21 protein-coding genes are annotated in these 24,231 nt (G+C 70.0%); 5 read left to right on the top strand and 16 right to left on the bottom strand.

Annotated elements, in window-relative coordinates; genetic code table 11:
* Positions 1-2: 2 nt before the first annotated feature.
* Entirely contained in the window at positions 3-422 is a 420-nt protein-coding gene (locus tag JRZ79_RS22440) for a PPC domain-containing DNA-binding protein (protein ID WP_205251211.1), read from the top strand.
* The gene (locus tag JRZ79_RS22435) at positions 422-4,534 is read left to right on the top strand and encodes a DNA-directed DNA polymerase II large subunit (protein WP_205251210.1); all 4,113 of its coding nucleotides are present in this window, start codon (positions 422-424) and stop codon (positions 4,532-4,534) included. The genes JRZ79_RS22440 and JRZ79_RS22435 overlap by 1 nt, the downstream gene beginning before the upstream one ends.
* A gap of 27 nt (positions 4,535-4,561) precedes the next feature.
* Here the strand turns inward: JRZ79_RS22435 and JRZ79_RS22430 are convergent, their stop codons facing one another.
* Positions 4,562-4,912, bottom strand: a complete 351-nt coding sequence (locus JRZ79_RS22430) for a NifU family protein (RefSeq protein ID WP_010903744.1) — start codon at positions 4,910-4,912, stop codon at positions 4,562-4,564.
* Between the two features lie 25 nt (positions 4,913-4,937).
* Positions 4,938-5,279, bottom strand: coding sequence for a DUF5783 family protein (locus tag JRZ79_RS22425; RefSeq protein ID WP_136361631.1), 342 nt, complete (start codon positions 5,277-5,279; stop codon positions 4,938-4,940).
* A 650-nt stretch (positions 5,280-5,929) separates the two neighbouring features.
* Here JRZ79_RS22425 and JRZ79_RS22420 point away from each other — a divergent pair.
* Entirely contained in the window at positions 5,930-9,835 is a 3,906-nt protein-coding gene (locus JRZ79_RS22420; protein WP_205251194.1) for a PAS domain-containing protein, read from the top strand.
* A gap of 8 nt (positions 9,836-9,843) precedes the next feature.
* On the opposite strand, the gene JRZ79_RS22415 is transcribed toward JRZ79_RS22420, so the two are convergent.
* The 10 genes from JRZ79_RS22415 to JRZ79_RS22370 all read right to left on the bottom strand — a co-directional run bounded on the left by JRZ79_RS22415 (position 9,844) and on the right by JRZ79_RS22370 (position 18,530).
* Positions 9,844-11,271 (bottom strand): DHH family phosphoesterase, encoded by a 1,428-nt coding sequence (locus tag JRZ79_RS22415; RefSeq protein WP_205251193.1) that lies wholly within the window; start codon positions 11,269-11,271, stop codon positions 9,844-9,846.
* 38 nt (positions 11,272-11,309) lie between these two features.
* The gene (locus tag JRZ79_RS22410) at positions 11,310-12,026 is read right to left on the bottom strand and encodes a uroporphyrinogen-III synthase (RefSeq protein WP_205251192.1); all 717 of its coding nucleotides are present in this window, start codon (positions 12,024-12,026) and stop codon (positions 11,310-11,312) included.
* Complete coding sequence (gene cobA, locus JRZ79_RS22405) at positions 12,023-12,763, bottom strand: uroporphyrinogen-III C-methyltransferase (protein ID WP_010903739.1); 741 nt, start codon at positions 12,761-12,763, stop codon at positions 12,023-12,025. Before cobA ends, JRZ79_RS22410 begins: the two co-directional genes overlap by 4 nt.
* A gap of 1 nt (position 12,764) precedes the next feature.
* Positions 12,765-13,955 carry a hydroxymethylbilane synthase gene (gene hemC, locus JRZ79_RS22400; RefSeq protein WP_205251191.1) on the bottom strand — a complete coding sequence of 397 codons (1,191 nt, stop codon included), beginning with the start codon at positions 13,953-13,955 and terminating at the stop codon, positions 12,765-12,767.
* A gap of 56 nt (positions 13,956-14,011) precedes the next feature.
* Positions 14,012-14,539: a hypothetical protein gene (locus JRZ79_RS22395; protein WP_205251190.1), complete on the bottom strand. Its 528-nt coding sequence runs from the start codon at positions 14,537-14,539 to the stop codon at positions 14,012-14,014.
* Positions 14,536-15,054: a hypothetical protein gene (locus tag JRZ79_RS22390; protein WP_205251189.1), complete on the bottom strand. Its 519-nt coding sequence runs from the start codon at positions 15,052-15,054 to the stop codon at positions 14,536-14,538. The genes JRZ79_RS22395 and JRZ79_RS22390 overlap by 4 nt, the downstream gene beginning before the upstream one ends.
* A 48-nt stretch (positions 15,055-15,102) precedes the next feature.
* Positions 15,103-16,440 (bottom strand): glutamate-1-semialdehyde 2,1-aminomutase, encoded by a 1,338-nt coding sequence (locus JRZ79_RS22385; RefSeq protein WP_205251188.1) that lies wholly within the window; start codon positions 16,438-16,440, stop codon positions 15,103-15,105.
* 95 nt (positions 16,441-16,535) lie between these two features.
* Positions 16,536-17,198 (bottom strand): CPBP family intramembrane glutamic endopeptidase, encoded by a 663-nt coding sequence (locus JRZ79_RS22380; protein ID WP_205251187.1) that lies wholly within the window; start codon positions 17,196-17,198, stop codon positions 16,536-16,538.
* Between the two features lie 6 nt (positions 17,199-17,204).
* Positions 17,205-18,185 (bottom strand): porphobilinogen synthase, encoded by a 981-nt coding sequence (gene hemB / locus JRZ79_RS22375; protein ID WP_136361622.1) that lies wholly within the window; start codon positions 18,183-18,185, stop codon positions 17,205-17,207.
* 156 nt (positions 18,186-18,341) lie between these two features.
* Positions 18,342-18,530, bottom strand: coding sequence for a hypothetical protein (locus JRZ79_RS22370; protein ID WP_205251186.1), 189 nt, complete (start codon positions 18,528-18,530; stop codon positions 18,342-18,344).
* Positions 18,531-18,604: 74 nt separating this feature from the next.
* Here JRZ79_RS22370 and JRZ79_RS22365 point away from each other — a divergent pair, with 74 nt between their 5' ends.
* Positions 18,605-19,171 (top strand): GNAT family protein, encoded by a 567-nt coding sequence (locus JRZ79_RS22365; RefSeq protein WP_205251185.1) that lies wholly within the window; start codon positions 18,605-18,607, stop codon positions 19,169-19,171.
* A 75-nt stretch (positions 19,172-19,246) separates the two neighbouring features.
* Here JRZ79_RS22365 and JRZ79_RS22360 read toward each other — a convergent pair whose 3' ends face one another.
* From JRZ79_RS22360 to JRZ79_RS22345, 4 genes are all read right to left on the bottom strand, one after another.
* Positions 19,247-21,382 carry a (Fe-S)-binding protein gene (locus JRZ79_RS22360; RefSeq protein ID WP_136361619.1) on the bottom strand — a complete coding sequence of 712 codons (2,136 nt, stop codon included), beginning with the start codon at positions 21,380-21,382 and terminating at the stop codon, positions 19,247-19,249.
* Between the two features lie 65 nt (positions 21,383-21,447).
* Positions 21,448-22,155: an energy-coupling factor transporter transmembrane component T gene (locus JRZ79_RS22355; RefSeq protein ID WP_012289483.1), complete on the bottom strand. Its 708-nt coding sequence runs from the start codon at positions 22,153-22,155 to the stop codon at positions 21,448-21,450.
* Positions 22,152-22,850 carry an ABC transporter ATP-binding protein gene (locus tag JRZ79_RS22350; protein WP_010903729.1) on the bottom strand — a complete coding sequence of 233 codons (699 nt, stop codon included), beginning with the start codon at positions 22,848-22,850 and terminating at the stop codon, positions 22,152-22,154. Before JRZ79_RS22350 ends, JRZ79_RS22355 begins: the two co-directional genes overlap by 4 nt.
* Complete coding sequence (locus JRZ79_RS22345; protein ID WP_010903728.1) at positions 22,850-23,458, bottom strand: biotin transporter BioY; 609 nt, start codon at positions 23,456-23,458, stop codon at positions 22,850-22,852. Before JRZ79_RS22345 ends, JRZ79_RS22350 begins: the two co-directional genes overlap by 1 nt.
* A 106-nt stretch (positions 23,459-23,564) precedes the next feature.
* Here JRZ79_RS22345 and JRZ79_RS22340 point away from each other — a divergent pair, with 106 nt between their 5' ends.
* The gene (locus tag JRZ79_RS22340; RefSeq protein WP_136361616.1) at positions 23,565-24,167 is read left to right on the top strand and encodes a conditioned medium-induced protein 4; all 603 of its coding nucleotides are present in this window, start codon (positions 23,565-23,567) and stop codon (positions 24,165-24,167) included.
* Positions 24,168-24,231: the final 64 nt, after the last annotated feature.

Here is a 24,231-nt window from a genome sequence, read left to right as displayed (position 1 = left end):
GCATGAACGCTCGCGAAGTCACGGGTGGCCGTGAGTTCGTCGTCCGCCTCGACCCCGGTTCGGAGTGGCGCACCGAACTCGAAACGCTGGCCGCCACGGAGGACATCACCGCCGCCTGGTTCACCGGTCTCGGCGCCGTCCAGGACGCGGAACTCTGGTATTACGACCAGGACGACTTCGAATACACCGCCGCCGAGTTCGACGAACCCCTCGAGGTCGCCGCCTGCGTCGGCAACATCGCCACCCTCGACGGCGAGCCGTTCGCGCACACGCACGTGACACTGTCGCGGCGCTCCGGGCAAGCCCTCGCGGGCCACCTCGAACGCGCGACCGTGTTCGCCGGCGAACTGTACGTCCGCGAACTCGACGCCGACCTCGTTCGCGAGCACGACGCCGCCACCGACCTCGACCGCTGGCTGTAATGCGGCCCACCGACGAAACCTACTTCGAAACGCTGGAAACCGGCCTCGACGACGCCTTCGAGGTCGCGGAAGCCGCCCGGGAACGCGGCGAAGACCCGACGCCGAACGTCGAAATCCCGGTCGCAAAGGACATGGCCGACCGCGTCGAGAACATCCTCGGGATCGACGGCGTCGCCGAGCGCGTCCGCGATCTCGACGGCGAGATGAGCCGCGAGGAGGCCGCGCTGGAGCTCGTCGCGGACTTCGTCGACGGCCGCGTCGGCGACTACGACACCGACGCCGGCAAGATCGAGGGCGCGGTCCGCACCGCGGTTGCACTGCTCACTGAGGGCGTGGTCGCGGCCCCCATCGAGGGGATCGACCGCGTTGAAGTCAACGACAACGACGACGGCACCCAGTACGTCGCGGTCTACTACGCCGGCCCCATCCGGTCGGCCGGCGGCACCGCGCAGGCGCTCTCGGTGCTCGTCGCCGACTACGCGCGTGCGATGCTCGGCATCGACGCGTTCAAACCCCGCGACGACGAGATCGAGCGCTACGCCGAGGAGGTCGATCTCTACGACTCCGAGACCGGTCTCCAGTACTCCCCGAAGGACGCCGAAACCACGTTCATCACCGAACATTGTCCGGTGATGCTGGACGGCGAAGCAACCGGCAACGAGGAGGTCGATGGGTTCCGCGACCTCGAACGCATCGACACCAACTCCCCGCGGGGCGGCATGTGTCTCGTGCTCGCGGAGGGCATCGCGCTGAAAGCCCCCAAGATCCAGCGCTACACCCGGAACCTCGACGAAGTCGCGTGGCCGTGGCTCCAGGACCTCATCGACGGCACCATCGGCGCCGACGACGCCGACGAAGACACCCCGGACGCCGGCAGCGACAGCGACGCATCCGACGACGGGGACGCCCCCAGTGCGAGCACCGACGCCGAGGAGCCACCCCGCGCCGACCCCTCGGACAAGTTCCTCCGCGACCTCATCGCGGGCCGGCCGGTGTTCGGGCATCCCTCGAAAAACGGCGGGTTCAGGCTGCGATACGGGCGTGCACGAAACCACGGGAACGCGACCGCGGGCGTCCACCCGGCGACGATGCACTTGCTCGATGACTTCCTCGCGACGGGCACCCAGATCAAGACCGAACGCCCCGGGAAGGCCGCGGGCATCGTCCCAGTCGACTCCATCGAGGGGCCGACCGTGAAACTCGCCAACGGCGACGTCCGCCACATCAACGACCCCGCGGACGCCCTCGACGTCCGCAACGGCGTCGCGGAGATCCTCGATGTCGGCGAATACCTCGTGAACTACGGGGAGTTCGTGGAGAACAACCACGAGCTCGCGCCCGCCTCGTACGCCCCCGAGTGGTGGATTCAGGACCTCGACGCCGCGGGCGCGGACGTGCAAGCCCTCCGGGACTCGCCGTACGTCGATCTCACCGCCCCCACCGCCGATCAAGCCCTGGCGTGGGCGACCGACTACGACGCCCCGCTGCACCCGGCGTACACGTACCTCTGGCACGACATCGACGTCGAGCAGTTCCGCGCGCTCGCCGACGCCGTCGCCGACGCCCACACCGACGCCAGCGACGACGACGACCGCGGTGTGCTCGTGCTCGATCACACCACCACCGTGCGCGAGACGCTCGAAGCGCTCTTGGTCACCCACCACCAGGGCGACGACACCATCCGGGTCGACGACTGGCTGCCGCTGGCGCGCTCGCTCGGCGTCACCGAATCGCTCGACCGGGAGTGGGAGACGCTCTCGGCGGCCGCCGCCGAGTGGCCCAACGCCGTCCGCGCGGTCAACGCGGTCGCGCCGTTCAGCGTCCAGGAGCGCGCCCCCACACGCATCGGGAACCGCATGGGCCGCCCCGAGAAATCCGAATCCCGCGATCTCTCGCCGGCCGTCCACACCCTGTTCCCCATCGGCGACGCCGGCGGCAGCCAGCGCGACGTCGCCGACGCCGCGCGGTACGCGCCGGACATGTCCGACACGCCCGGCGAAATCCCCGTTCGGGTCGGCGACCGCGTCTGTCCGTCCTGCGACGAGCACACCTACGAATCGCGGTGCCCCGACTGCGGGGACTGGACCGACCCCCACTACGAGTGCCGGGACTGCGGTGCCGTCGCCACCCCCGACGAGTCCGGGCGCGTCGAATGCCCGAACTGCGGGCGGGACCTCGACAACGTCACCACACGGGTCATCGACATCAACGACGAATACCACGGCGCGCTCCGCGCCGTCGGCGAGCGCGAGAACGCCTTCGACCAACTCAAAGGCGTCAAGGGACTGTTATCAGCGGAGAAAACCCCCGAACCCATGGCGAAAGGCGTCCTGCGCGCGAAACACGACGTCACCGCGTTCAAGGACGGCACTGTCCGCTACGACATGACCGACCTCCCGGTGACCGCCGTCACGCCCGCGGAGCTCGACGTCACTGCCGGGCAGTTCCGCGAACTCGGCTACGACCAGGACATCCACGGCGACCCCCTCGAACACGACGACCAACTGGTCGAACTCCGCGTGCAGGACGTGGTGCTCTCCGACGGCGCGGCCGACCACATGCTCAAGACCGCGGACTTCGTCGACGACCTCCTCACCCAGTATTACGGCCTCGACGCGTTCTACGACCTCGACGACCGCGACGATCTCGTCGGCGAACTCGTCTTCGGCATGGCACCCCACACGTCGGCCGCCGTCGTCGGCCGCGTTGCCGGCTTCACCTCCGCGTCCGTCGGCTACGCCCACCCCTACTTCCACGCCGCGAAACGCCGGAACTGCTTCCACCCGGAGACGAGCGTCTGGTTCCAAGACGAGTCCGGGGAGTGGCACCACGACCCGATCGAGACGCTCGTCGAGGCGCGACTCGATCCCGACACGGCCGACGAGGACGACTTCGGAGCCCTCGTGCAGGCCCTCGACGGCGACGTGTTCGTGCCCTCGGTGACCGAGGACGGCGAGGAGACCCTCCAGCGAGTCGAGGCCGTCTCCAAACACCCCGCCCCGGACCACCTCCTCACGGTCGAGACGAAACGCGGCCGGGAACTGACCGTGACCCCCGACCACTCGATGCGTCGGTGGACCGGGGACGGCATCGAACGCGTCGACGCCCGGGAACTGACGGCGGGCGACGCTCTTCCCGCACCGACACAGGTTCCGGGCGACGACGAGACGGCGACGTCCGATCCGCGTTCCGAGTCCTTGGACGGCACACACCCGCAGCGACGCTTCGGTGACGGCGGCAGTGTCCGGACCGACGAGGTCGTGTCCGTCGAACCGGTCCGATCCAGCGTCGACCACACGTACTCCCTGACCGTCGCGGAGACCAACACGCTCGTCGCAAACGGCCTGTTCACCGGGCAGTGCGACGGCGACGAGGACTGCGTGATGCTGCTGATGGACGGCCTGATCAACTTCTCGAAGTCGTACCTGCCGGACAAGCGCGGCGGCCGAATGGACGCGCCGCTGGTGATGTCCTCCCGCATCGACCCCGCGGAGATCGACGACGAAGCCCACAACATCGACATCGACCGCGAGTACCCCCGGGAGTTCTACGAGGCGACCCGGGAGCTGGCCGACCCCGAGGACGTGGCGGACCTCATCACCCTCGCGGAGTCGACGGTCGGCACCGACGAAGAGTACACCGGCTTCGGGCACACCCACGCCACCTCCAACATCCACCTGGGGCCGTCGCTGTCGGCGTACAAGACCCTGGGGTCGATGATGGACAAGATGGACGCCCAACTGGAGTTGGCCCGCAAACTCCGGTCGGTCGCCGAAACCGACGTCGCCGAACGCGTCATCGAGTACCACTTCCTCCCGGACCTCATCGGGAACCTGCGCGCGTTCAGCCGCCAGGAAACCCGGTGTCTGGACTGCGGGGAGAAATACCGCCGCATGCCGCTCAGCGGCGACTGCCGGGAGTGCGGTGGGCGCGTGAACCTCACGGTCCACGAGGGCTCCGTCAACAAGTACATGGACACCGCCATGCGGGTCGCCACCGAGTACGACTGCCGGGAGTACACGAAACAGCGCCTCGAAATCATGGACCGACGCCTGGAATCCGTCTTCGAGGACGACACCAACAAGCAAAGCGGCATCTCCGATTTCATGTGACCACGGCGCTCGCCGCGCGCGGCGCGCTCAGAACGGGGCCTGTGGGCCTTCGTCCTCGGCGCTCTCCTCGGTGTCGCCGTCCTCGCCCGGGAACGACGGCGTCATCCCGCTGCTGTCGCCCATGCCCGTGCCCGCGTTGACGACATCGATCTCGGGGATCTCCTTGGTCATGCGGGACTTGATCGCTTGGATGGTCATCGGCGAAATCCCGCAGCCCGAACACGCACCGCCGAGCTGGAGGTCCACGACGCCGTCCTCCCGGTTGATGTTCTGGACCGCAGCGGTGCCGCCGTGCATCTGAATCTGTGGGAAGTTCCGACGGAGGAAGTTGTCGACGCGCTCCTCTAGATCCGACCCGTCCTGGCTCTCTGCGCTCATGTGTCCGGGTTGGCACTCACCCCGCTTAGGCCTTTTCGTCGGCTTGGCCACCGATCCCGAACTGGTCGCGGAGGTGCACGCAGATGCGGTCGGTGTGTTCGTCGATCACGTCGCGCGCGTGGTCGGCATCGACCTGGACGCCCGCCAGCCGGTCCAGCGGGTCCGCTGGCAGTTCGACGCTGAACCCGCTGTCAGCCTCGTAGAACGGCTCGCTCTCCGAGAGCACCTGCTGGTCGATGGCGTGGACGAGCTTGCGGTCGTAGGTTCCGTTCATGTCGTCGAACGCCCGCTTGTAGGCGGTTTCGAGCTTCGGGAAGTAGTCGACGTACTTCTGTTCCTCGAACTCTTCGGCCGTGAGATCGCTCATACTCGCCGTTTGGACGCCCGCCTGCAAGTGCCCGTCGGAACCTCCCGCACACAGCGCGCCCGCCGGTGAGTGAGATCCAGCTTTCGGCGTGGATGGCGGCCGTCGCGTCCAGCCATCATCCGTTCGCACGACTGGTCGTGTTCTGCCCCTTCCGTTGGACCGTTCTGTATCGTAGAAATTGGTTTATGGCTCGCCGTTGGTCGCAGTCGCGTTCGCCATGCTCGACTGGGAGCCAGTCCCCACGTGGGTGGCTCCAACCCGATACTTGCGTCTTGCCGACCGGTGGCTCGGGTGCACCCCGAGCGTCGCTGGCCTGATCGCAGCATCACTCGGACGCCGGGCGCACCTGTGCTGGCGGGCTGCGATCCCCTCGGTTGGACTCCTGACCGCGCACGGTTGCCATCGTAGTCACCGTGCCATCCCGGCCCGCCACTACAATAAAGCACATACTGCAATACAGAACTCACGTGGCACAGTTGTTCACGAGTTCGACGATCGGGATCCCGAGGGATAGCAGTTCAGTCACACGGCACCAAACAGCCGGCCCCCCGCAAAGAGAGGTCTCGTGGCGGCGGCCGCCCGCCTTGCGCTGGCCGTCCACAGCGGCCGCCAGCACATGGTTAATATAACTACACAACGTACAGACACAGATGACCACGCTGGACGCCGGTGCAGCCAGCCCGGTTCACGTGCTGTACGTGAACGACGACGACGACTTCGCTGAACTCACTCGCAGGAAGCTCCAGAGCGCGCCGGCATCGTTCACCGTCACCACGGTGGGGACCGCAGCCGATGCACTCGCCCGGCTCGACGAATCGGCAATCGACTGCGTCGTCACGTCGTACTCGCTGCCGGACACCACGGGGATCGACCTCCTCGAACGGATTCACGACACCGACCACGATCCGCCAACGATCCTGTTCACTGGCCGGGGCAGCGAACGGATCGCAAGCGAGGCGACGCGCGCGGGCGTCTCCGACTACCTCCCGATTCATGCCGGCCAGCGCAGCTTCGAGTTGCTCGCGCGCCGCGTCCGGACGCTCGCCGAGGCAGCCCGCAAGGAGACGGTCGCCGAGGAGATGTCGGACCGGTTCCGACGGACGCTCGAACGCTCCACGGACGCCGTCTACGCCGTCGACGAGGACTGGCGCATCGAATACATGAACGAGACGATGGCCGACCGCATCGACCGTGATCGTGACGCCGTGGTCGGCACCGTACTCTGGGAGGAGTTCCCCTCGCTGGTCGGGACGCCCCTGGAAGAACAGTACCGCACGGCGATGGAAACCGGCGAGTCGGTGTCGTCCGAACAGCGCCTCGGCGCGCCCTTCGACTACTGGGTCGACGTTCGGGCGTTCCCCGACGACGACGGGTTGACCGTGTTCTCCCAGGAGATCACCGACGAGCGCGAGCAGGCCCTGGCGCTGGAGCGCAGCGAGACGATCCTCCGCCACATCCACGATGTCGTGTTCGTCGTCGACGACGCGGGCGTCGTTGAGTTCGCCAACGCCGCCGCACAGCGCGTGATCGGCGGCACACAGTCCGCGCCGCTGGTCGGTCACCACCTGCCGACGATCATCGAGGACCGCGGCAGCACCGCCGACGCAACGAGCGTTTCGGACGCGATCGACTCGACGCTGGCGGAACTCGAAAGCGACGGCGGCACCGCCGGCTTCTACGATGTCAACCTGCCCATCGACTTCGACGCCGGCAACGACACCCGCACGCTCGACGTTCGGTTCACGCCGTTCCGGACTGCGGCCGACCGCCAGGTCCTGGTTGTCGGGCGAGACATCACCGAGCAAAGCGACGTGCGGCGACACCTCGAACGCGAACGGGACGCACTCCGGGAGATCCAGCGCGTCGTGGCTGAGACGGAGCTGTCCGTCGACGAACGCCTCGAAGCGCTGCTGGCGGTGGGGTGTCAGGCGTTGGGCCTGGAGATCGGGATCGTGTCCCACATCCACGGCGAGCAGTACACCGTCAAAGCCGCACACACGTCCGGCGTCGACATCGCGCCCGGCGACGAGTTCGATCTGGCGACGACGTACTGTGAATCAGTCGTCGGCAGTGACACCGTCTGTTCGTTCAGTGACGCCACCGCCGACGGGCGCGAGACCCATCCCGCCTACGAGGAGCTCGGCCTCCAGTCGTACGTCGGCGCGCCGCTGATCGTGGACGGCGACCGCTACGGGACGATCAACTTCTCCAGTCCGGCCACGCGGGTCGCCGACTTCGACGCGATCGAGGAGACGCTCGTCGAGTTGCTGGCGGAACTCGTCAGCGCGGAACTCTCCCGGGGCCGCGACCGCGCGGAACTCCAGCGTCGCCAGTTCCTCTTCGAGCGCATCCAGGAGACCGCCAACGTCGGTGTGTTCGAGTACGCCCCGTCGACGGGGTCGCTCGAGTGGTCCGACGGCGTCCGCCGGATCCACGGCGTCGATCCGGGGTACGAGCCGTCGTTCGACGACGCGATCGACGCCTACCATCCCGACGACCGGGAGACGATCGCAGCGGCCGTCGACCGCGCGCTCGACGAGGGGGAGCCGTACGACCTCGATCTCCGGATCGTGCGCCCGGACGGCGTGGTGCGTGACGTCCGCGCGTGGGGCGAGCGCGTCGACAGCCCACAGCATGGCGCTCGGACGCTGCGGGGAGTGATTCAGGACATCACCGGGCGGAAGTCCCGGGAGCGCGAGCACAAAGCGCTCGCCGAGGAGTACGAGGCGCTCCTGGAGACGTCCGGTGACGCGATCTTCCTGCTCGACGTCGACACCACCGGCGACGAGCCCCGCTTCGAGTTCGCGCGGCTCAGTCCCGGCTACGAGGCCCAAACCGGCTTGGAGACGGCGGCGGTCAAAGGGAAGACGCCGCGGGAGGTCTTCGGCGACGAACAGGGCAGCGAGGTCGCCGCGAACTACCGCCGCTGTGTCGACGAGGGCGCCCCGATCTCGTACCGCGAGGAGTTGGATGTCGGCCCGGACGCCCGGTTCTGGGACACGGGGTTGGCACCGGTGGTCGTCGACGGCGAGATCGTTCGCATCGTCGGCATCGCGCGCAACGTCACCGACCAGGTCGAGCGCGAGCGCAGCCTCGAAGCAACCAACCAGCGCCTGGAGTCGCTCATCGAGGCAACCCCGCTTGCGGTGATGGAGATCGACCCGGACGGCACGGTCACGCGCTGGAACGACGAGGCCGAGTCGATGTTCGGGTGGACCCGCGAGGAGGTGGTCGGCGAGTTCAATCCGGTCGTTCCGGACAGCCAGCGCGACGAGTTCGAGGACCACCGCCAGCGCGTCCTGGGCGGCGAGCGGATCCGCGGGATGGAGCTGCGCCGCCGGACGAAGTCGGGTGGCGACCTGGATGTGCTCCTGTCCGCCGCGCCGGTCCCGGGCGCCGACGGGGAGACGACCAGCCTCCTCGCCGTGCTTGAGGACATCACTCCCCAGAAGCAACTGGAGGCGAAGCTGCGCGCCCTCCAGGAGACCGCGCGGCGGCTCACGAGCGCGCAGTCGAGCGCGGCGGTGGGTGAGATCGCCGTCGAGGTGGCGGCCGACGTGCTCGGGTACGACCTCACCGCCGTCTGGGAGCACGACGAGCAGTCGGCGTCGTTGGTGCCGCTCGCCGCGACGGGCGCCACGCGGGAGGCGTTCGACGACATCCCGACCCTGCAGTCCGGCGACAGCCTCGCGTGGGACGCCTTCGAGTCCGCGGAGCTGCACGTGTACGACGACCTCGAACACCAGTCCGATCTGGTGGCGTCGGGGACCCCCCTGGAAAGCGGCCTGTTCGTGCCCCTCGGCGGGTTCGGTGTCCTCGGTGTGGGGGCGACCGCCGGGCAGACGTTCTCGGACACCGACGTTGATCTGTTCCGGATCCTGGGGTCGACCGTGGCAGCGGCGCTCGCTCGCGCGACCCGGGAGACCGAACTGCAGCGACAAAACGAGCGCCTCGATCAGTTCGCGAGCGTCGTCGCCCACGACCTCCGGAACCCCCTCTCGGTCGCCACAGGGTTCCTGGATATCGTCGCGGACACCGGGGAGTTGGAGTACCTCGACCGGATCGAGTCCGCCCACGACCGCATGGCGCGGCTCATCGACGACCTGCTCACGCTGGCCAGCGGCGAGTCGACGGTCACCGACGCCGAGTGCGTCGACTTGCACGCAGTGACGACCGAGTCGTGGGGCTACGTCGACACGGCCGAGGCGACGCTGTGCGTCCGCGACGACCTCCGCACTGTGTCCGGCGACGGCAGCCGACTGACCCAACTGTTCGAGAACGTGTTCCGGAACGCCGTCGAACACGGGGGTGCTGCTGTCACGGTGACGGTCGGCCAGCTCGCCGACCGCGAGGGGTTTTACGTCGCCGACGACGGCGACGGGATCCCCGAAGACGAGCGCGGCGACGTGCTCGATCACGGCGTCACCTCAAGCGACGCCGGCACCGGGTTCGGGCTGTCGATCGTCGAGGACATCGCCAAAGCCCACGGTTGGGCGGTCGTCGTGACGGCGGGCGCGGACGGCGGCGCGCGCTTCGAGTTCGAGACCGATCCCTGACCGCGGTGCTAGTCGCCGCCGCGCTGGGCGGCGAGCACGCCGCTGGCGGCGTCCAGGAACGCCCGCTCGTTGCCCGCCGGCACGGTTGCACCCGCGGCGGCCTCGTGGCCGCCCCCGTCGCCGCCGGCCGCAGCCGCGGCCTCTCGAACGACCACCGCGAGATCCACGCCGGCGTCGACGACCCTGGCGGTGGCGCGCGCCGACACCTTCACCGCGGGCTCGTCGTCCTTGGCCGCGAACGCGACGATGGGGCGGTCGTTCTCGGTTTCGTCGCCGCTCAGCGCCATCCCAGCGACGATGCCCACGATGGTCTCCCGGATGCGGTCGTCGGCGTGGAACCACTGGAGGTCGTCCTCGACGGTGACGCCCTCCCGTGTCACCCACGACACGCCCTCGGAGAGCGTTTGCCGGTGTTCCTCGCGGAGCGACCGCGCGCGCTCAAGCGCGTCACCGCGGTCCCCCATGCAGACCGCGAGCCCGACGTCGGCGCGCTCGTAGCGCGCCGTCGCGTTCAGCAGCGTGGCGAACTCGCTTGCGTCCCGCAGCGCGGTGCCGGGCTCCTCGTCGGTGAGCGTGTACGTCGTGCCCACGAGGGTCGTCACTTCGGCGCTGGGAACGCCGGTCCGGACGGCGCGCTTGACGAGCGCGCTGACGACGGTTCGGCGCTCGTCGTGGTCCAGTGACGCCCACGTCCGCCAGTCGCCGCCGTCGTGGAGGTCGACATCGAGGGCGTCGAGGAACCGGATCGCGCCCTGGTGGTCGTTCGTGATGCCCGGGATGTACAGCTCGCTTGCGTACTCCAGGAGCCTCGGCAGCGGCCGCGTCTGCGTGCCGTACAGCGCGAGCCCGGTGGCGGTGTCCAGCACGCCCGCCTCGACGCCGTCGGCCGCGACGCGGGTGTTCGCGCCGACGAGTTCGCCGTCGACGGTTTGGCGGTCGCCGACCGCGCCGACGACAGCCAGCGCCGCCAGATCTGTGGCGTCCGTTCCGAGCAGCGCCCGCGCGAGCACGTAGGTCGCGCCCGCACCGGACAGCTCGGTGCCGCCGTCGACGCCCTCCAGCAGCGGGTTGAGGTGGCAGTCGGTGGCGGCGTTCTCGGCGGGCTGGTGGTGGTCGGCGATCACCGGCGTGAACTCGCCCGCCCGCTCGTGGGCGGTGATCGCGTCCAGTTGCCCGCTGCCGAAGTCGGTGAACAGCACCGTTCCGTGGTCAGCGCCCGCGATGTCGGCGATTTCCTCGTCGTCGAGTTGCTTCGAGAACACGACCTCGTGGGGGATGGCCGCACGCTCCAGGGCCGTCGACGCGATGCCCGCGCTCGTCAGGCCGTCGGCGTCGATGTGCGACGCCACGAGGACGCTGTCGGCGTCCCGCAGGGCGTCCGCGCAGGCCGCTGCGCGCTCGGCCAGCGCCGGCACGGGGGGGCCGTCGGTGTCCATCACCCCCGGATAGCGCGCACTCGCGTAAAAACGTCCGCCTACGCGTCCTCGATGGTGGCCCGCGCCAGCGCCTCGAAGCCAGCGTCGTCGGGCACCACGTCGACGCTGATGCCGTGGTCGGCGGCCGTCTCGGCCGTCGGCGGCCCGATGGCACCCACCGTGGCGTCGGCGAGCCCCTCGCGGGCGGCCGACTCGATGCCGCGCTCGCGGGCGGCCGCCAGCCAGTGCTCGACCGTCAGCGAGGACGTGAACAGCGCCGCGTCGAGGTCGCCGGCGGCGGCGAGTTCCGTGGAGTCACCCGCGCCTGCCGGGCGCGTGAGCGCGTACAGCACCGTTTCGTGGACGTACGCGCCGGCCTCGGCTAGCCCGTCAGTGAGCACCGCCGAGCCGTGGTCCGAGCGCGCCACCTCGACGCGCGCGCCGTCGATGTCGCCGTCCAACGCGGCGACGAGCCCGGCGCTGGTGTACTCCTCGGGGACCACGTCGACCGTCCAGCCCGCCTCGCGGCAGGCGTCGGCGGTCGCCGGCCCGATGGCTGCCAGCCGCCCGCTTCCCGGCGTCCACCCGCTGTCGGCGGCGAGTTCGACGCCGGTCTTGCTCGTGACGACGACGACAGCGCCGTCCCCGCGGGGGACAGCCCCGGTCGGGTCGACGGCCAGCATCGGGTCCGGAACCGGCACAGCGCCCAGGTCGTCGAGCAGCGCGACGGCGTCCGCGATGCGGTCGTCGTCGGGCCGGAACACCGCGGCGTTCACGGCTCGCCCTCCACCCCGTCCCAGAGGCCAGCGACGCCGCCGATGACGGTGATCGCGGGCGGCGAAATCCCCGCCTCGTCGCGGGCCGCGACGATCGTGGCCAGGGTGCCCGTGGCGACCTGCTGGCCGGGCCGCGTTCCCTTCTCGACGAGCGCAACCGGCGTCTCGGGGTCCATCCCCGCGTCCCGGAGCGCGGCGGTGTACTCCGGCAGCTTCCCGACGCCCATCAACACGACGATGGTGCCGCCGGTGTCGGCCAGCGCCCCCCAGTCGACGGCGGATTCGTCCTTGCCGGGGTCCTCGTGGCCGGTGACGAACGACACCGAGGAGGCGTGGTCGCGGTGCGTGACCGGGATGTCGGCCGCCGCCGGCGCGGCAACCGGCGACGTGACGCCCGGCACGACCTCGAAGTCGACGCCGTGCTCGGCGAGGTACAGCATCTCCTCGCCGCCCCGCCCGAACACGAACGGGTCGCCGCCCTTCAGCCGCACCACGTCGTTGCCGTCCTCGGCGAGCTCGACGAGTCGCGCGTTCGTCTCCGACTGGGGGGTGCGCTCGCCGCCCGCGCGCTTCCCGACGTCCTCGCGTTTCCCCTCGGGGATCGACGACAGGATCTCCGGACCGGGGAGCTTGTCGTGTAACACCACGTCGGCCGCCTCCAGCAGCCGCGTCGCCTTCACCGTCAGCAGCTCCGGATCACCGGGGCCGCTCCCCACGAGGTAGACTGTGCCGGTCATTTCAGGCCTCCGTGCGCGCGTCCTCGATGAGGTCCGCGGCACCCCGATCGCGCAGGTCGGCGGCGAGTTCGCGGGCGTCCGTCGCGTACTGCTCGGCGTCCAGCTCGCGGGTCTCCCCGACCTGCTCGCTGCCGTCCTGGCTGAACACCTGCACGGCCGTCCGGATGGTGTCACCCTGCACGAGGGCGTGCACGCCGATGGGCGCGATGCAGCCGCCGCCAAGCTCCTCGAGCACGACGCGCTCGGCGGTCACTTCCACGCGCGTCCGGACGTGTTCGAGGGCGTCCCGGAGCGTGTCGACCACGTCGCTGTCCCGGCGCGCGGTCACACAGAGCGCCCCCTGCCCGGTCGCCGGCACGTGCGTGCCCGTCGACAGCTCCTCGATGCCGACGTGGTGCAGCAAGCCGGTGCGCTCCAAGCCCACGCGCGCCATCACCAGCGCGTCGTACTCGGTGTCCGGGTCGCGCTCCATCGCGGACTGCTGGAGCGGCGTCAGCGAGTCGAACCACTCCGTGACCGACTGCTCGAACTCGCTGCTCGACGCGGTGTCGTCACCGTCGTCGGCCGCCCCTTCCTCGCCGTCCTCGGTGTCGAGGTTCTCGACGCCCGCCTCGATGTCGGCGGTGTAGTCGCCGCGGCGCTGTTCGCGGGCGTCCCGGGATTGGGCTTCCTTCTCGGCCTCGGTGCGGCGCTCGTGCTCGCGGTGCAGCGCCGGCGCGAGCAGCTTCTCCACGCGCGTGCCGACGTTCCCGCGGATGGGCTCGACGTCGAGGCCGGGCCGGTGGGCCTGCACTTGCGCGCCCCGCCGCAGGCTCGCGGTGCCGACGACACTGCCGGGCGGCAGGTCTTCGAGATCGGTGCCGTCCGGGGTGACGAGCACGTCCGCGGGGTTCTCGCGGTGGGGCACCGCGGCCACAACGAGGTCCTCGGGAACCTCGGTCGGCACGTCTTTCATCGAGTGCACGGCGGCGTCGACGGTGCCCTCCATGACCTCCTGGTCGAGCGCGCGCACGAACGCGCCGGTCTTCCCGAGGTCGCTGATGAGCGCGTCGGTCACGCGGTCGCCCTCCGTCTCCACTTCAACGAGTTCGACGTCGTGGCGGCGGTCCTCGAGGGTGTCGACGACCTCGCCGGCCTGCCGGAGCGCGAGGTCAGACCCCCGTGTCGCGAGTCGAATCTGCTGGCTGCTCATGTCTCAGCCTCCGCGCTCCCGATTGAAACCCTCTGCGTTCCGCTGCGGCGGCGTTCCTACACGCGCTCGTTCTCCCGGAACTCCGCGCGCCACTCCCGGAACCCCGACGGCATCACCACCACTCCGCGGCGGGCGCGCACGTACAGGATGGCGAGCGCGGTCCCACCAACCACCGCAGCACCGAGCAACACGCCGCCCCGCGGTGACCCGCTCCTCAGCGACGGCCCGCGGAACAGCGCCACCAGCCCGAACACCAACACCACATCGACGGCGGTCGCCAGCAGCGGTGCGGTCGCCAGCAGCGGCGTGGTTCGCGCCATCCCCAGCAGCGTCGCGTCCGTCGCGTTCCGGATCGCCCGCGTGTCCAGGTACGCCGCGATCGGGAACGCCAGGTAGACTCCGACCGCCGGCACGCCGAACGCGACCGCCGGCAGGTAGACGGCTGCCTCCACCGAGGCGTACGCCTCCGGCACCACCACGATGATGCCAACCATCCAGGCCGCGGCCACGACCCAGAGCGCCACCACCAGCGGGAGGGCACCGATCCAGTACCACGACCGGGAGCGCACGCGATGCTCGCTCATGGTCGGCCTATGGACTCGTGCCTCTTATATAGGTAGTACACGGCGAGCGCCACTTGCAGCGGCTGCACCACGACCCCCACGAGGCCGACCAGGCCGTAGCTCGCGGGGTCGGGTTGCCAGTCGCCGCGCACGGCCGCGACCGCCTCGGCGTCGCGGAAGACGGCGACCGGGAACACCAGCGAGACGATCATCCCGACGAACGCAAGCAGCACCGCGACCACGACGAGTGCGAGGCTGACGACGCCGAACCCGGCGCTGACGCGTACGGCCGGCCCGCCGGCAACCACGCCCGTGACCAGAAGCACTCCCACCACGGCCGCGAACGCGACCCCGACGGCGGAACCCACCACCCAGTAGGCGGGCACCGCCGCCACCCAGTACCACCACTCCGAGTCCACTCCGTCGGGCTGTTCGCCGATCTCTCGGGCGTGATCCGGGCCGCCGCCGCCCGGCGTGACCGGGTCGCTTCGGCGGCCGCCACTGCCGTCCGCATCGTCGCCGCGGTCGGACACCATGCCGGGGCGTTCGACGTGCTGTGAGAAAAACCCCCGCCGCAGACCGCCTCAGAGCGCGTTCCGGTACGCCTCGATGGTCTCGTCGACGTCCGCCTCGGTGTGGCCGTACGAGACGAACTGTGATTCGAACTGGTTCTGGGAGAGCAACACGCCGGCGTCCAGCAGCTGCGGACGGAACACGCGGTTCCAGCGCTGGACGGCGGCGTCGCCGACGTCGGCCCCGGTTTTCGGGCAGGCGGCGTGGCGCTCACAGTCGGGGTCCTGGCGGCAGCCGTCGGTGCACGCGCCCGACTGCGCGTCGCCATCGCGCGTGAACACCACTTTGAACATACTATCACGGCCCACGACAGTGTACGCGGGCGCGTGTTCGGCGACCACCGCTGCCAACCCCTCGCGGAGCCGCCCCCCGAGGCGGTTCACGTGCTCGTAGACGTCGTTTTCGGCGGCGTACTGGAGCGTCTCCAGGCCGGCCGCCATCGTCACCGGATGCCCGGAGAACGTCCCCGCCTGGAACACGTCGCCGGTCGGCGTGAACTCCTCCATGACGTCCGTGCGGCCGCCGATCGCGCCGACCGGGAAGCCGCCGCCGATGATCTTCCCGAACGTCGTGACGTCCGGGGTGATGTCGAATTCGGACTGCGCGCAGCCCAGTCCGCCGACCCGGAAGCCCGTGATGACCTCGTCCCAGATCAGCAGCGCGCCGTGGTCGTGGGTGAGGTCCCGCAGCGTCTCGTGGTAGCCCGCGACCGGCTCGACGATGCCCTTGTTCGCCAGGATCGGCTCGACGAGCACGGCGGCGATGTCGTCGCCGTGGGTCTCGAACACCTCGGTGACAGCGTCGGCGTCGTTGAACGGCACCGGGATGGTGTGCTGGGCGAACGCCGGCGGGATGCCCGCGGAGGAGGGGCCACGGTGGTCGGCGTCGCCCTCCACGAGCGTGGACTCCTGTGCGCCGTGGTAGCCGCCCTGCATCACGACGATCTTGTTCCGGCCGGTGTAGCCGCGGGCGAGCCGCACGGCCGACACCGTCGCCTCGGTGCCGGAGTTCACGAAGCGCAGCAGCTCCACGCTGGGGACGTGGCGCGCCACGAACTCGGCGTGCTCGACTTCGATCTCGGTCGGTGTGCCGAACAGCGGGCCGTCGCTGGCGCGGCGCTGGATCGCGGCCGTGACCGGCTGGGGGAGGTCGTGGCCCAACAGCAGCGGGCCAAGCCCCATCACCCAGTCGATATACCGGTTGCCGTCGGCGTCGATGACGTGGCCGCCGTCCCCGGACTGCACGAACGTCGGGTACGGCTGTGGCGCGGCTCGCACGGTGGAGTTTACGCCGCCGACGAGCACGTCGAGCGACCGGTCGTAGAGCTCCCGGGACGTCTCGCGGTTCATGCCCTCGGGTTGGGTCGGTCCCCGAAAATAGGTGTCGGGTTCGGCGCTCGATCCGGCGGCGACCACCGTTCTCGCAGGCGAACGCACCGGCGCGTTCACTCCCTCGGGCGCGCCGTGGTGTCGCCGGCCAGCAGCAGGCCGACCGCGTCGTTGAGGGCGTGGACGGCCATCACGACCGGGAGGCTGTGCGTCCAGAGGTAGAGCGCGAGCAACACGACGGTCGGTTGGGCCATCTGGACGGCGGCGGCCCGCGACCAGTGCTCGCCGACGTGGGCGGCGAGGAACGCCACGAGGGAGACGGCGGCCGCGAGCAGCGGGCTCCCGGTGAGCGCGGTCACGCGCTCGACGGCGTACCCCCGATAGGGGACTTCCTCAGTGACACCGGCCGTCCCGGCGACGACCAGTCGCTCGGCCACCGAGCGGTCCGTGAACGCCGCCATCCCGTCCCGCATCGCGTCCGCCGTGCCCAGCGCCTCCCACAGCGGCGAGAACAGGAGTGCGCTGCCGAGCATCGCGGCGAGGCCGACGGCGGTGTGGTACGCGAACGGCAGCGGGCCGGCGACCGTCCAGCCGATGGACGAGAGCGGCCGTCCCTCGACGGCGAGGACGTAGCCGGCGACGGCGGCCGGCACTAGCCACTTCCAGACGTGCGGTTCGAGGCCGTCGCTCGGCCCCCCGAGCCGGTCCTGCAGTCGGGACACCGCCTCGAAGCCGCCGAACGAGAGCGCGAGGCCGCCGAGGACGACCACCCAGTCCATCCGCCGTCAGAGGGTCTCGGCCACGTCCTCGGCGAAGTACGTGATGATGAGGTCCGCGCCCGCGCGCTTGATCGACAGCAGGCTCTCGTGGGCGACCGATTCGAGGTCCAGCCAGCCCTTCTCGGCGGCGGCGTGCAACATCGCGTACTCCCCGGAGACGTTGTACGCCGCGACCGGGCGGTCGAACTCGCGGCGCACGTCGCTCACCACGTCGAGGTACGGCAACGCGGGCTTGACCATCAGCACGTCCGCGCCCTGCTCGACGTCCAGGGCGACCTCGCGGCTGGCCTCCCGCCGGTTGGCGGGGTCCATCTGGTAGTGGCGGCGGTCACCGAACGACGGCGCACCGTCGGCGGCGTCCCGGAACGGCCCGTAGAACGCCGACTCGTATTTCGCGGCGTAGCTCATGATCGGCACGTCGCTGAACCCCGCGTCGTCGAGGGCGGTCCGGATGGCGTCCACCATGCCGTCGGTCATCGCCGACGGCGCAATCATCTCCGCGCCCGCCTCGGCGTGCGACACCGCCGTTTCCGCGAGCAGCGACAGCGTCTCGTCGTTTTTGACCGTGAGCGTGGGGTCGGTGTCGGCGTCCGCCTCGACGACCCCGCAGTGGCCGTGGCTGGTGTACTCACACAGACAGACGTCGGTGATGACGTAGGCGTCGGTCTCGCTGGTGATGCGCCGCGTCGCCTCCTGCACGATGCCGTCGTCGGCGTACGCCCGGCTCCCGGTGTCGTCTTTGGACGCCGGGATGCCGAACAGCACGATGGCCTCGACGCCGGTGTCGAGGATCTCCCGGGTCCGGTCGACGGCGTCGGCAAGCGGGACGCGCTCCTGGCCGGGCATCGACGGGATCGGGGTGCGTTCGTCCGCCGTCGCGTCCACGAACACGGGCGCAACCAGGTCGGCGGGGGTCAACGTCGTCTCCGAAACCAGATCACGGACGCCGTCGCGGCGGAGTCGCCGCGGTCGGTGTGGAAGCTCCATGTGTTGTCCTCCGGCCGGCCCCGCAAAAGCGTTCGCGGAACCATCGGTCCTGACCGCTACCAGGATGCCCACACCCCCCAGGCCGCCGGCCGGATTCCACAACCGGGTTGGCGGTGTCACATCTCCGGGGCGTGTGGACAGGGCCCACCTCCAGTTCTACGCGCTGTACGTCTCGCGGCCTCGCTGCTCGGACCCGCGACCGCCGGCGTGCTCTATGAGCGCTACGGCCTCGACCCCGTTTTCGACGTGCCCGCCGTGTTGTTCGTCGTGGTCTGGGTGCTGTTGGACGCCGACGACACCCGCATCCGGGGGTTCCCGTTCAGCGACCTCGCGGTGAACCGCCACGGACCGACTGTCAGTCCGCCGAGTGAAATCCCGTTCAGCGAAGCTATAACAGCCCGCCGGCGTCACTGTCTACCATGCCCGGGCCAGCATTCGCGGACGGCGACGCCGTCTCTCTCCACCCGATCGAGGACGAAGACCACGAGTTCATCCAGTACGGCCGCAACCAGCCCGACGTGCGGGTGCCGCTGACCGACACCGACATCCGCACCCTCGACGACGTCGCGGAGTCAGTCGAGGACTCGGACGACCGCTTTCTCATCTGCGTCGACGACCGTGACGACTCGACGGACGAGCCCGCGAGCAGCGACGCCGACAACCCGACGCCGGTCGGCGAGGTGGCGTTCGCGTGGGTCAGCCAGGCGGGCGAGCACGGCAGCCTGATGTACTGGATCGCGCCCGACCACCAGGGCAACGGCTACGTCACCGAGGCCACGACGCTGTTCCTCGACTACGTGTTCGGCGAGCGGGGCTTCCACAGGGTCGACGCCCACGTACTCGCCCCCAACGAGGCGTCGCAGGCGGCCCTGGAGAAACTGGGGTTCGAGCGCGAGGGCCAGCGCCGTGACGACGCCATCGTGGACGGCGAGTACGTCGACACCTACACCTACGGGCTGCTCGACCACGAGTGGCTGGACGACTGAGTCGGCGCGTCGACTGGTGTCGCGGCGACCACACCGGTCTCCGACGTGCGAACCAGTTCAGTCGTGCGATGGCACTCAGTCGGCAGCCGCCGGTGTCTCGCTGACACCGCTCGCGGCGGCACCGCCGCTCGCCTCGATGGCTTCCACGAGCAACTCGGTGACGTCCGTGATCTCGATGTCGTCCTCGTAGCCCCCGGTCTTGCGGCCGTCCTCGTACATCGTCATGCACATCGGGCACGCGACGACGAACCGGTCGACGTCCGGCCCCGCGTCGGTGTCCTCCAGCGCCTCCCGGATGCGCTCCTCGCTGGGTTTCGGCTCCTCGTCGAAATCCATCCAGAGGCCGCCGCCGCCGCCGCCACAGCAAAAGGAGTCGCTGCGGTTCCGGGGCATCTCGTCGAGCGTGACGCCCGTGGCGCGCACGACCTCACGGGGGGCCTCGAACTCGCCGTTGTACCGCCCCAGATGGCAGGGGTCGTGGTAGGTGACGGTGTCGTCGAGCTCCGTGCCCGAGAGTCCGAGCGCGCCCTCGTTCACGAGGCCCTCGACGACCTGCGTGTAGTGGTAGACCGAATCGGCGTTCTCGAAGCCGAACTGGTCGTACTCGTTGGAGAAGGTGTTGTACGAGTGGGGGTCCGTGCAGACGATCTTCTCGTAATCGCAGTCGTCGAACGCCGCGATGTTGTCCTCGGCGAGCATCTCGTAGAGCCCCTCCTCGCCCACGCGGCGGATGTCGTTGCCGTCGTTTTGCTCGTCCTCGTAGAGGATGCCGTAGTCGACGCCCGCCGTCTCGAAGACCGTCGCCAGGGAGCGTGCGATGTGCTGGTTGCGCTCGTCGTAGCTCGGGTAGTCGCCGACGTACCAGAGGTACTCCACGGACTGCTCGCGGGCGTCCGGAACCTCGAAGTCCAGGTCGTCGGCCCAGTCCGGGCGCGTGCGGTCCGGCTCACCGAACGTGTTGCCCTTCTGGAAGGCGTTCATCACGGCGTCCTCGACGTTCTTGTTCATCTGTCCGGACTCCGTGAGCCGGCGGTTCATCTCCGTGAACTGCGTGACGTGCTCGATGTCCACCGGGCAGGCGTCCATGCACGCCATACAGGACATGCAGGACTCCATCGTCGACGCGTCGATGACCGAGGTGCCGCCGTCGGCGACGATGTCGACCTCCTCGCGGTCGCCGGACGCCACGCCCTCGCGGTAGGATTTCAAGTCCAGAATCACGTCCCGCGGGTCCAGGGGGCGGCCGGCAGCCTTCGCCGGGCACACCGACGAACAGCGGCCACACTTCGTGCAGGCGTCGTGGTCGAGCAGCTGCTTCCAGGAGAAGTCCTCGATCTCCGACGGGCCGATCTCCTCGGGGCTGGCGTCCGCGGGGACGCGGGGGAGCCGGCGGCCGGCGTCCGCGTCGCGGGCGACGAGGTTGGCGTAACTGGAGATCATGTGGAACGGCTTGGCGTACGGGACCGCGGCGACGAACCCCAGCGCCAGGATCGAGTGACTCCACCAGATGACGGGGTAGGCCGCGGCCGCCAGTGATCCGTCGACGCCGGCGGCCGACAGCACGTCCGCGACGAACCAGCCGACGAACGAGACGGTCTCGAAGCTGGGGAAGCCGGTGCCGAGGATGCGAACGCCCTCCGTGACGTAGCCGCCGACCCCAAGCAGGAACAGCGCCCACACGAACGCGTCGTCCTCGCGGCTGGTGTGTTTCCCCCAGAGGCGCTGGTTGCGCACCCAGTACCGCCGGTAGATGGCGACCCCGACGCCGACGACGAACAACAGCCCCATGGCGTCCATCACCAGCGAGTACGAGAGGTAGAACTCACCCACGAAAAACGACGACTGGCCCAGCGCTTTCGTCCAGACGTCCATATCGATCGCGAGGATGGTGGTGCCGATGAGCAGCGTCAGAAACCCCCACAGGATGAACGTATGCATCAGGCCCGCGACCAGGTCGCGGTCGAACTGCTTTTCGTTGGACGCGACGAGCTTCGCGGCCGACACCACGCGTCCGGGGAGGTTCGACAGCCGCTCGGTCGGGTCCTCGCTGCCGCGGGCGTAGGTGGCGAACCGCTGGTAGACGCCGTACAGGAAGATCGCGACGGCCATCGCGGCGAGCCCGTAGAACATGGCCTCGCCGACGTGGCTGATGCGCCAGAACGTGGGGCGTGTGGTCTCGCCCCCCGTTTGCGCCAGCACGGTCGAATACATACCAGTATTCCGGGACAGGATCCAGATAAAGGTTGTCAACCATGCGACCACCGCATCCGGGGTGGTCACACGAGCACGGTTCCGGCGAGTCCGGCGGCGGCGGCGGTCGCCAGCCAGTCGCGGCGGGCGTACGCCAGCGGCGGGCTCGTCGGGTTCCAGGCGAAACACCGGGCGCGCAGCGCGACGGCGAGGCGGTCGGCCCGCGAGAGCGCGCGCCCCAGCCCACCCACCGCGACGAGCCGGATGCGTTCCCGGATCGACCGCTCGCCGCCGAGCCGCGCGTTCACGGCGTCCCGGCGGGCGGTGAGATCGCCCTGCAACACCGGCAGGAACCGGAACACGAGCGCGACGCCGATGCCCGTCGCGGCCCCGAGCTTCCCGGGCAGGAGCCAGCGGACGGCCGCCCGGGAGTCCCGCACGGGCGTGCTGTAGACGTAGGTGGCCGCGACGAGCAACACCAACAGCACGCGGTACGACGCGAGCGCGACGCGGGCGGCGGGGGCGATCCGGAACCACGGCTCGCCGAGCGTGAGTCCCGCCACGGCCGGCGCGGCCAGCAGGAACGGCGCGACCGCCCGGAACTCGCCGAGCACGTCCCGCACGGACGCCCCCGCGAGTCGCGGCACCACCACCGCAACCGGCGTGAGCGCCGCCAGCCCGAGGACCGTCGTGTGCGCGAACGCCGCGGCGGCGAACCCCGCCTGGAGCGCGAGCTTCGCCCGCGGATCCAGGCGGTGGAGGACGCCGCCGCCGGGCCGGTACGCCAGCGTCACGGCGGCCGCACCCCCGCGTCGGGGAGCGCGCCCCGGACGTCCGCGGGGTCGCCCCGGAGCGCGATCTCGCCGTCCCGCATCGCCACCACGCGGTCGGCCAGCGTCCAGACGTCCCGGAGGTCGTGGGTGACGACGATCAGACTCGTTCCCGCGGCGTGTAGCGCCCGCAGCCGGTCGAGGACGGACTGCCGTGCGGGCCAGTCCAGGCCCGTGAACGGCTCGTCGAGCACGAGGTGGTCGGGGCGCATCGCCAGCGCCGCCGCGATGGCCACCCGCTCCTGTTCGCCCCCCGAGAGGTCCGCGACGCGCTCGTCGCGTCGCCCGCCGAGCTCGACGGCGTCCAGCGCGTCCGCGACGCGGGCGTCGATCTCCTCGCGGGGGCGGCCGAGGTTCTCCGGGCCGAACGCCACGTCCGCGCCCACCGTCGCGCCGACGAAGCCGTCCCTCGGGTTCTGGAACACCATCCCGACGCTCGCGCGGGCGGCCACGAGATCCTCACCAACGGGGGTGCCGTTCACGAGCACCTCGCCGTCGTCCGGTTCGAGAAGGCCGTTGCAGTGCCGGACGAGCGTCGTCTTCCCGGAGCCGTTCGCGCCCGTCACCACCACGCATTCGCCGTCAGCGACGTCGAGGCTGACGCCGTCGACGGCGACGGTGTCGCCGTAGCGGTGAACGAGGTTCCGGACCGACAGCATCAGGCGGCGTTCAGCTGGTCGCTGCGCGTGATGCCGATCGCGGCCGCGATCTTGAACGCCTCAGCGGGGATGAACGCCGCGCCCGCGACGAGGAACGCGTCCACGAGCGCGGACGGAGCGAACGCGGCCGCGAGGCTGGGGCGCTGTACGATGGCGAACCCGACCGTGCCGGCGGCGTAGATGACGACGGTGGCCGCGACCATCGCGGCGACGAGTTTCGCCACCCCCACGTCCCGTGGGTCCGCGAGTTCGGTGGTGCCGTGTGCGACGAGCCCGGTCAGAGCCGCCGCGAACGGGTACGACAGGAGGTAGCCGCCGGTCGGCGCGACGAACGTGCCGAGCCCGCTCCCGCCGCCGGCAAACACGGGTGCGCCGACGCCGCCCGCGATCAGGTACAGCACCATGGACGCGCCGCCCCAGACGGGCCCGAGGTAGAGTCCCGCGAGGAAGACCCCCAGCACCTGCAGGGTCACCGGTGCCGGCGAGACGGGGTTCTGGAACGACACGTACGCCATCGCTCCGGTCAGCGCCGCGAACACGGCGGCTCGCGCGATGTTCTCGACGGTCTGGTCGCCGACCAGCTCGACGCCGTCTGTTTCGGTTTGCATGCTTGCGTTCCGTGTGTCGTCAACTGTATTCAAACGCCTGGTTTACGACGGCGCTGGGAGCCAGCAGACATTTCACCACGGGCACACAGACTCTCACAGTACCCCAATGGACGAGAAGACCGAGGAACTCCGTGACATCTTCCAGAGTGTCACCGACAACGACACCATCACGGAATCACAGGCCGACACCCACGGCTCGCTCACCGCCGAACCAGCCGTCGAGGAGACGCTCCGCGACACCATCACCACGATGCGGGACCGCCTCGCGTTCCACACCGACCTCGACACCGCGACCCTCGTCACGGTTGTCCGCCAGTTCTACGCCGGGGACGCCGACGACGCCATCGCCGCCGCCGCCGACATCGACGCCCGGACGGTCCGCCACGCCCGTCTCGACCTCCACCTCGTCCGCGACGACGACGCGGACACACCGCTGCCCCTGGACGCCGTTCGTGACGCCGTCGCCGACCCCACTGACCCCGACCCCGACGCCGTCGCGGACGCCCTCGACGCCGCCCCCGAGGACGCAGCCGCCGCCTGCGACGTGCTCCGCGCGAAAACAGCCATTCAGCGCTCCAACGACCGCTACCGCGCCGAGTTCGAGAACGTTCTCCGCGACCGCGCGCTCACCGAACGCCTCACCGCGACCGTCCACGAGGACGGCCTCGACGACGCCACCGACGGCCAGGAGACCGACGTCGACCTCTGACGCGCCAGCGCCGACCCGCGGTCCCCATCGAATCCCCTTTCACTGTGCCCCCCGAGACGTCAGT

The sequence above is a fragment of the Halobacterium sp. BOL4-2 genome (assembly GCF_016917835.2).
Classification (GTDB): Archaea; Halobacteriota; Halobacteria; order Halobacteriales; family Halobacteriaceae; genus Halobacterium; species Halobacterium salinarum.
This window is presented reverse-complemented; position numbering and strand designations above follow the sequence as displayed.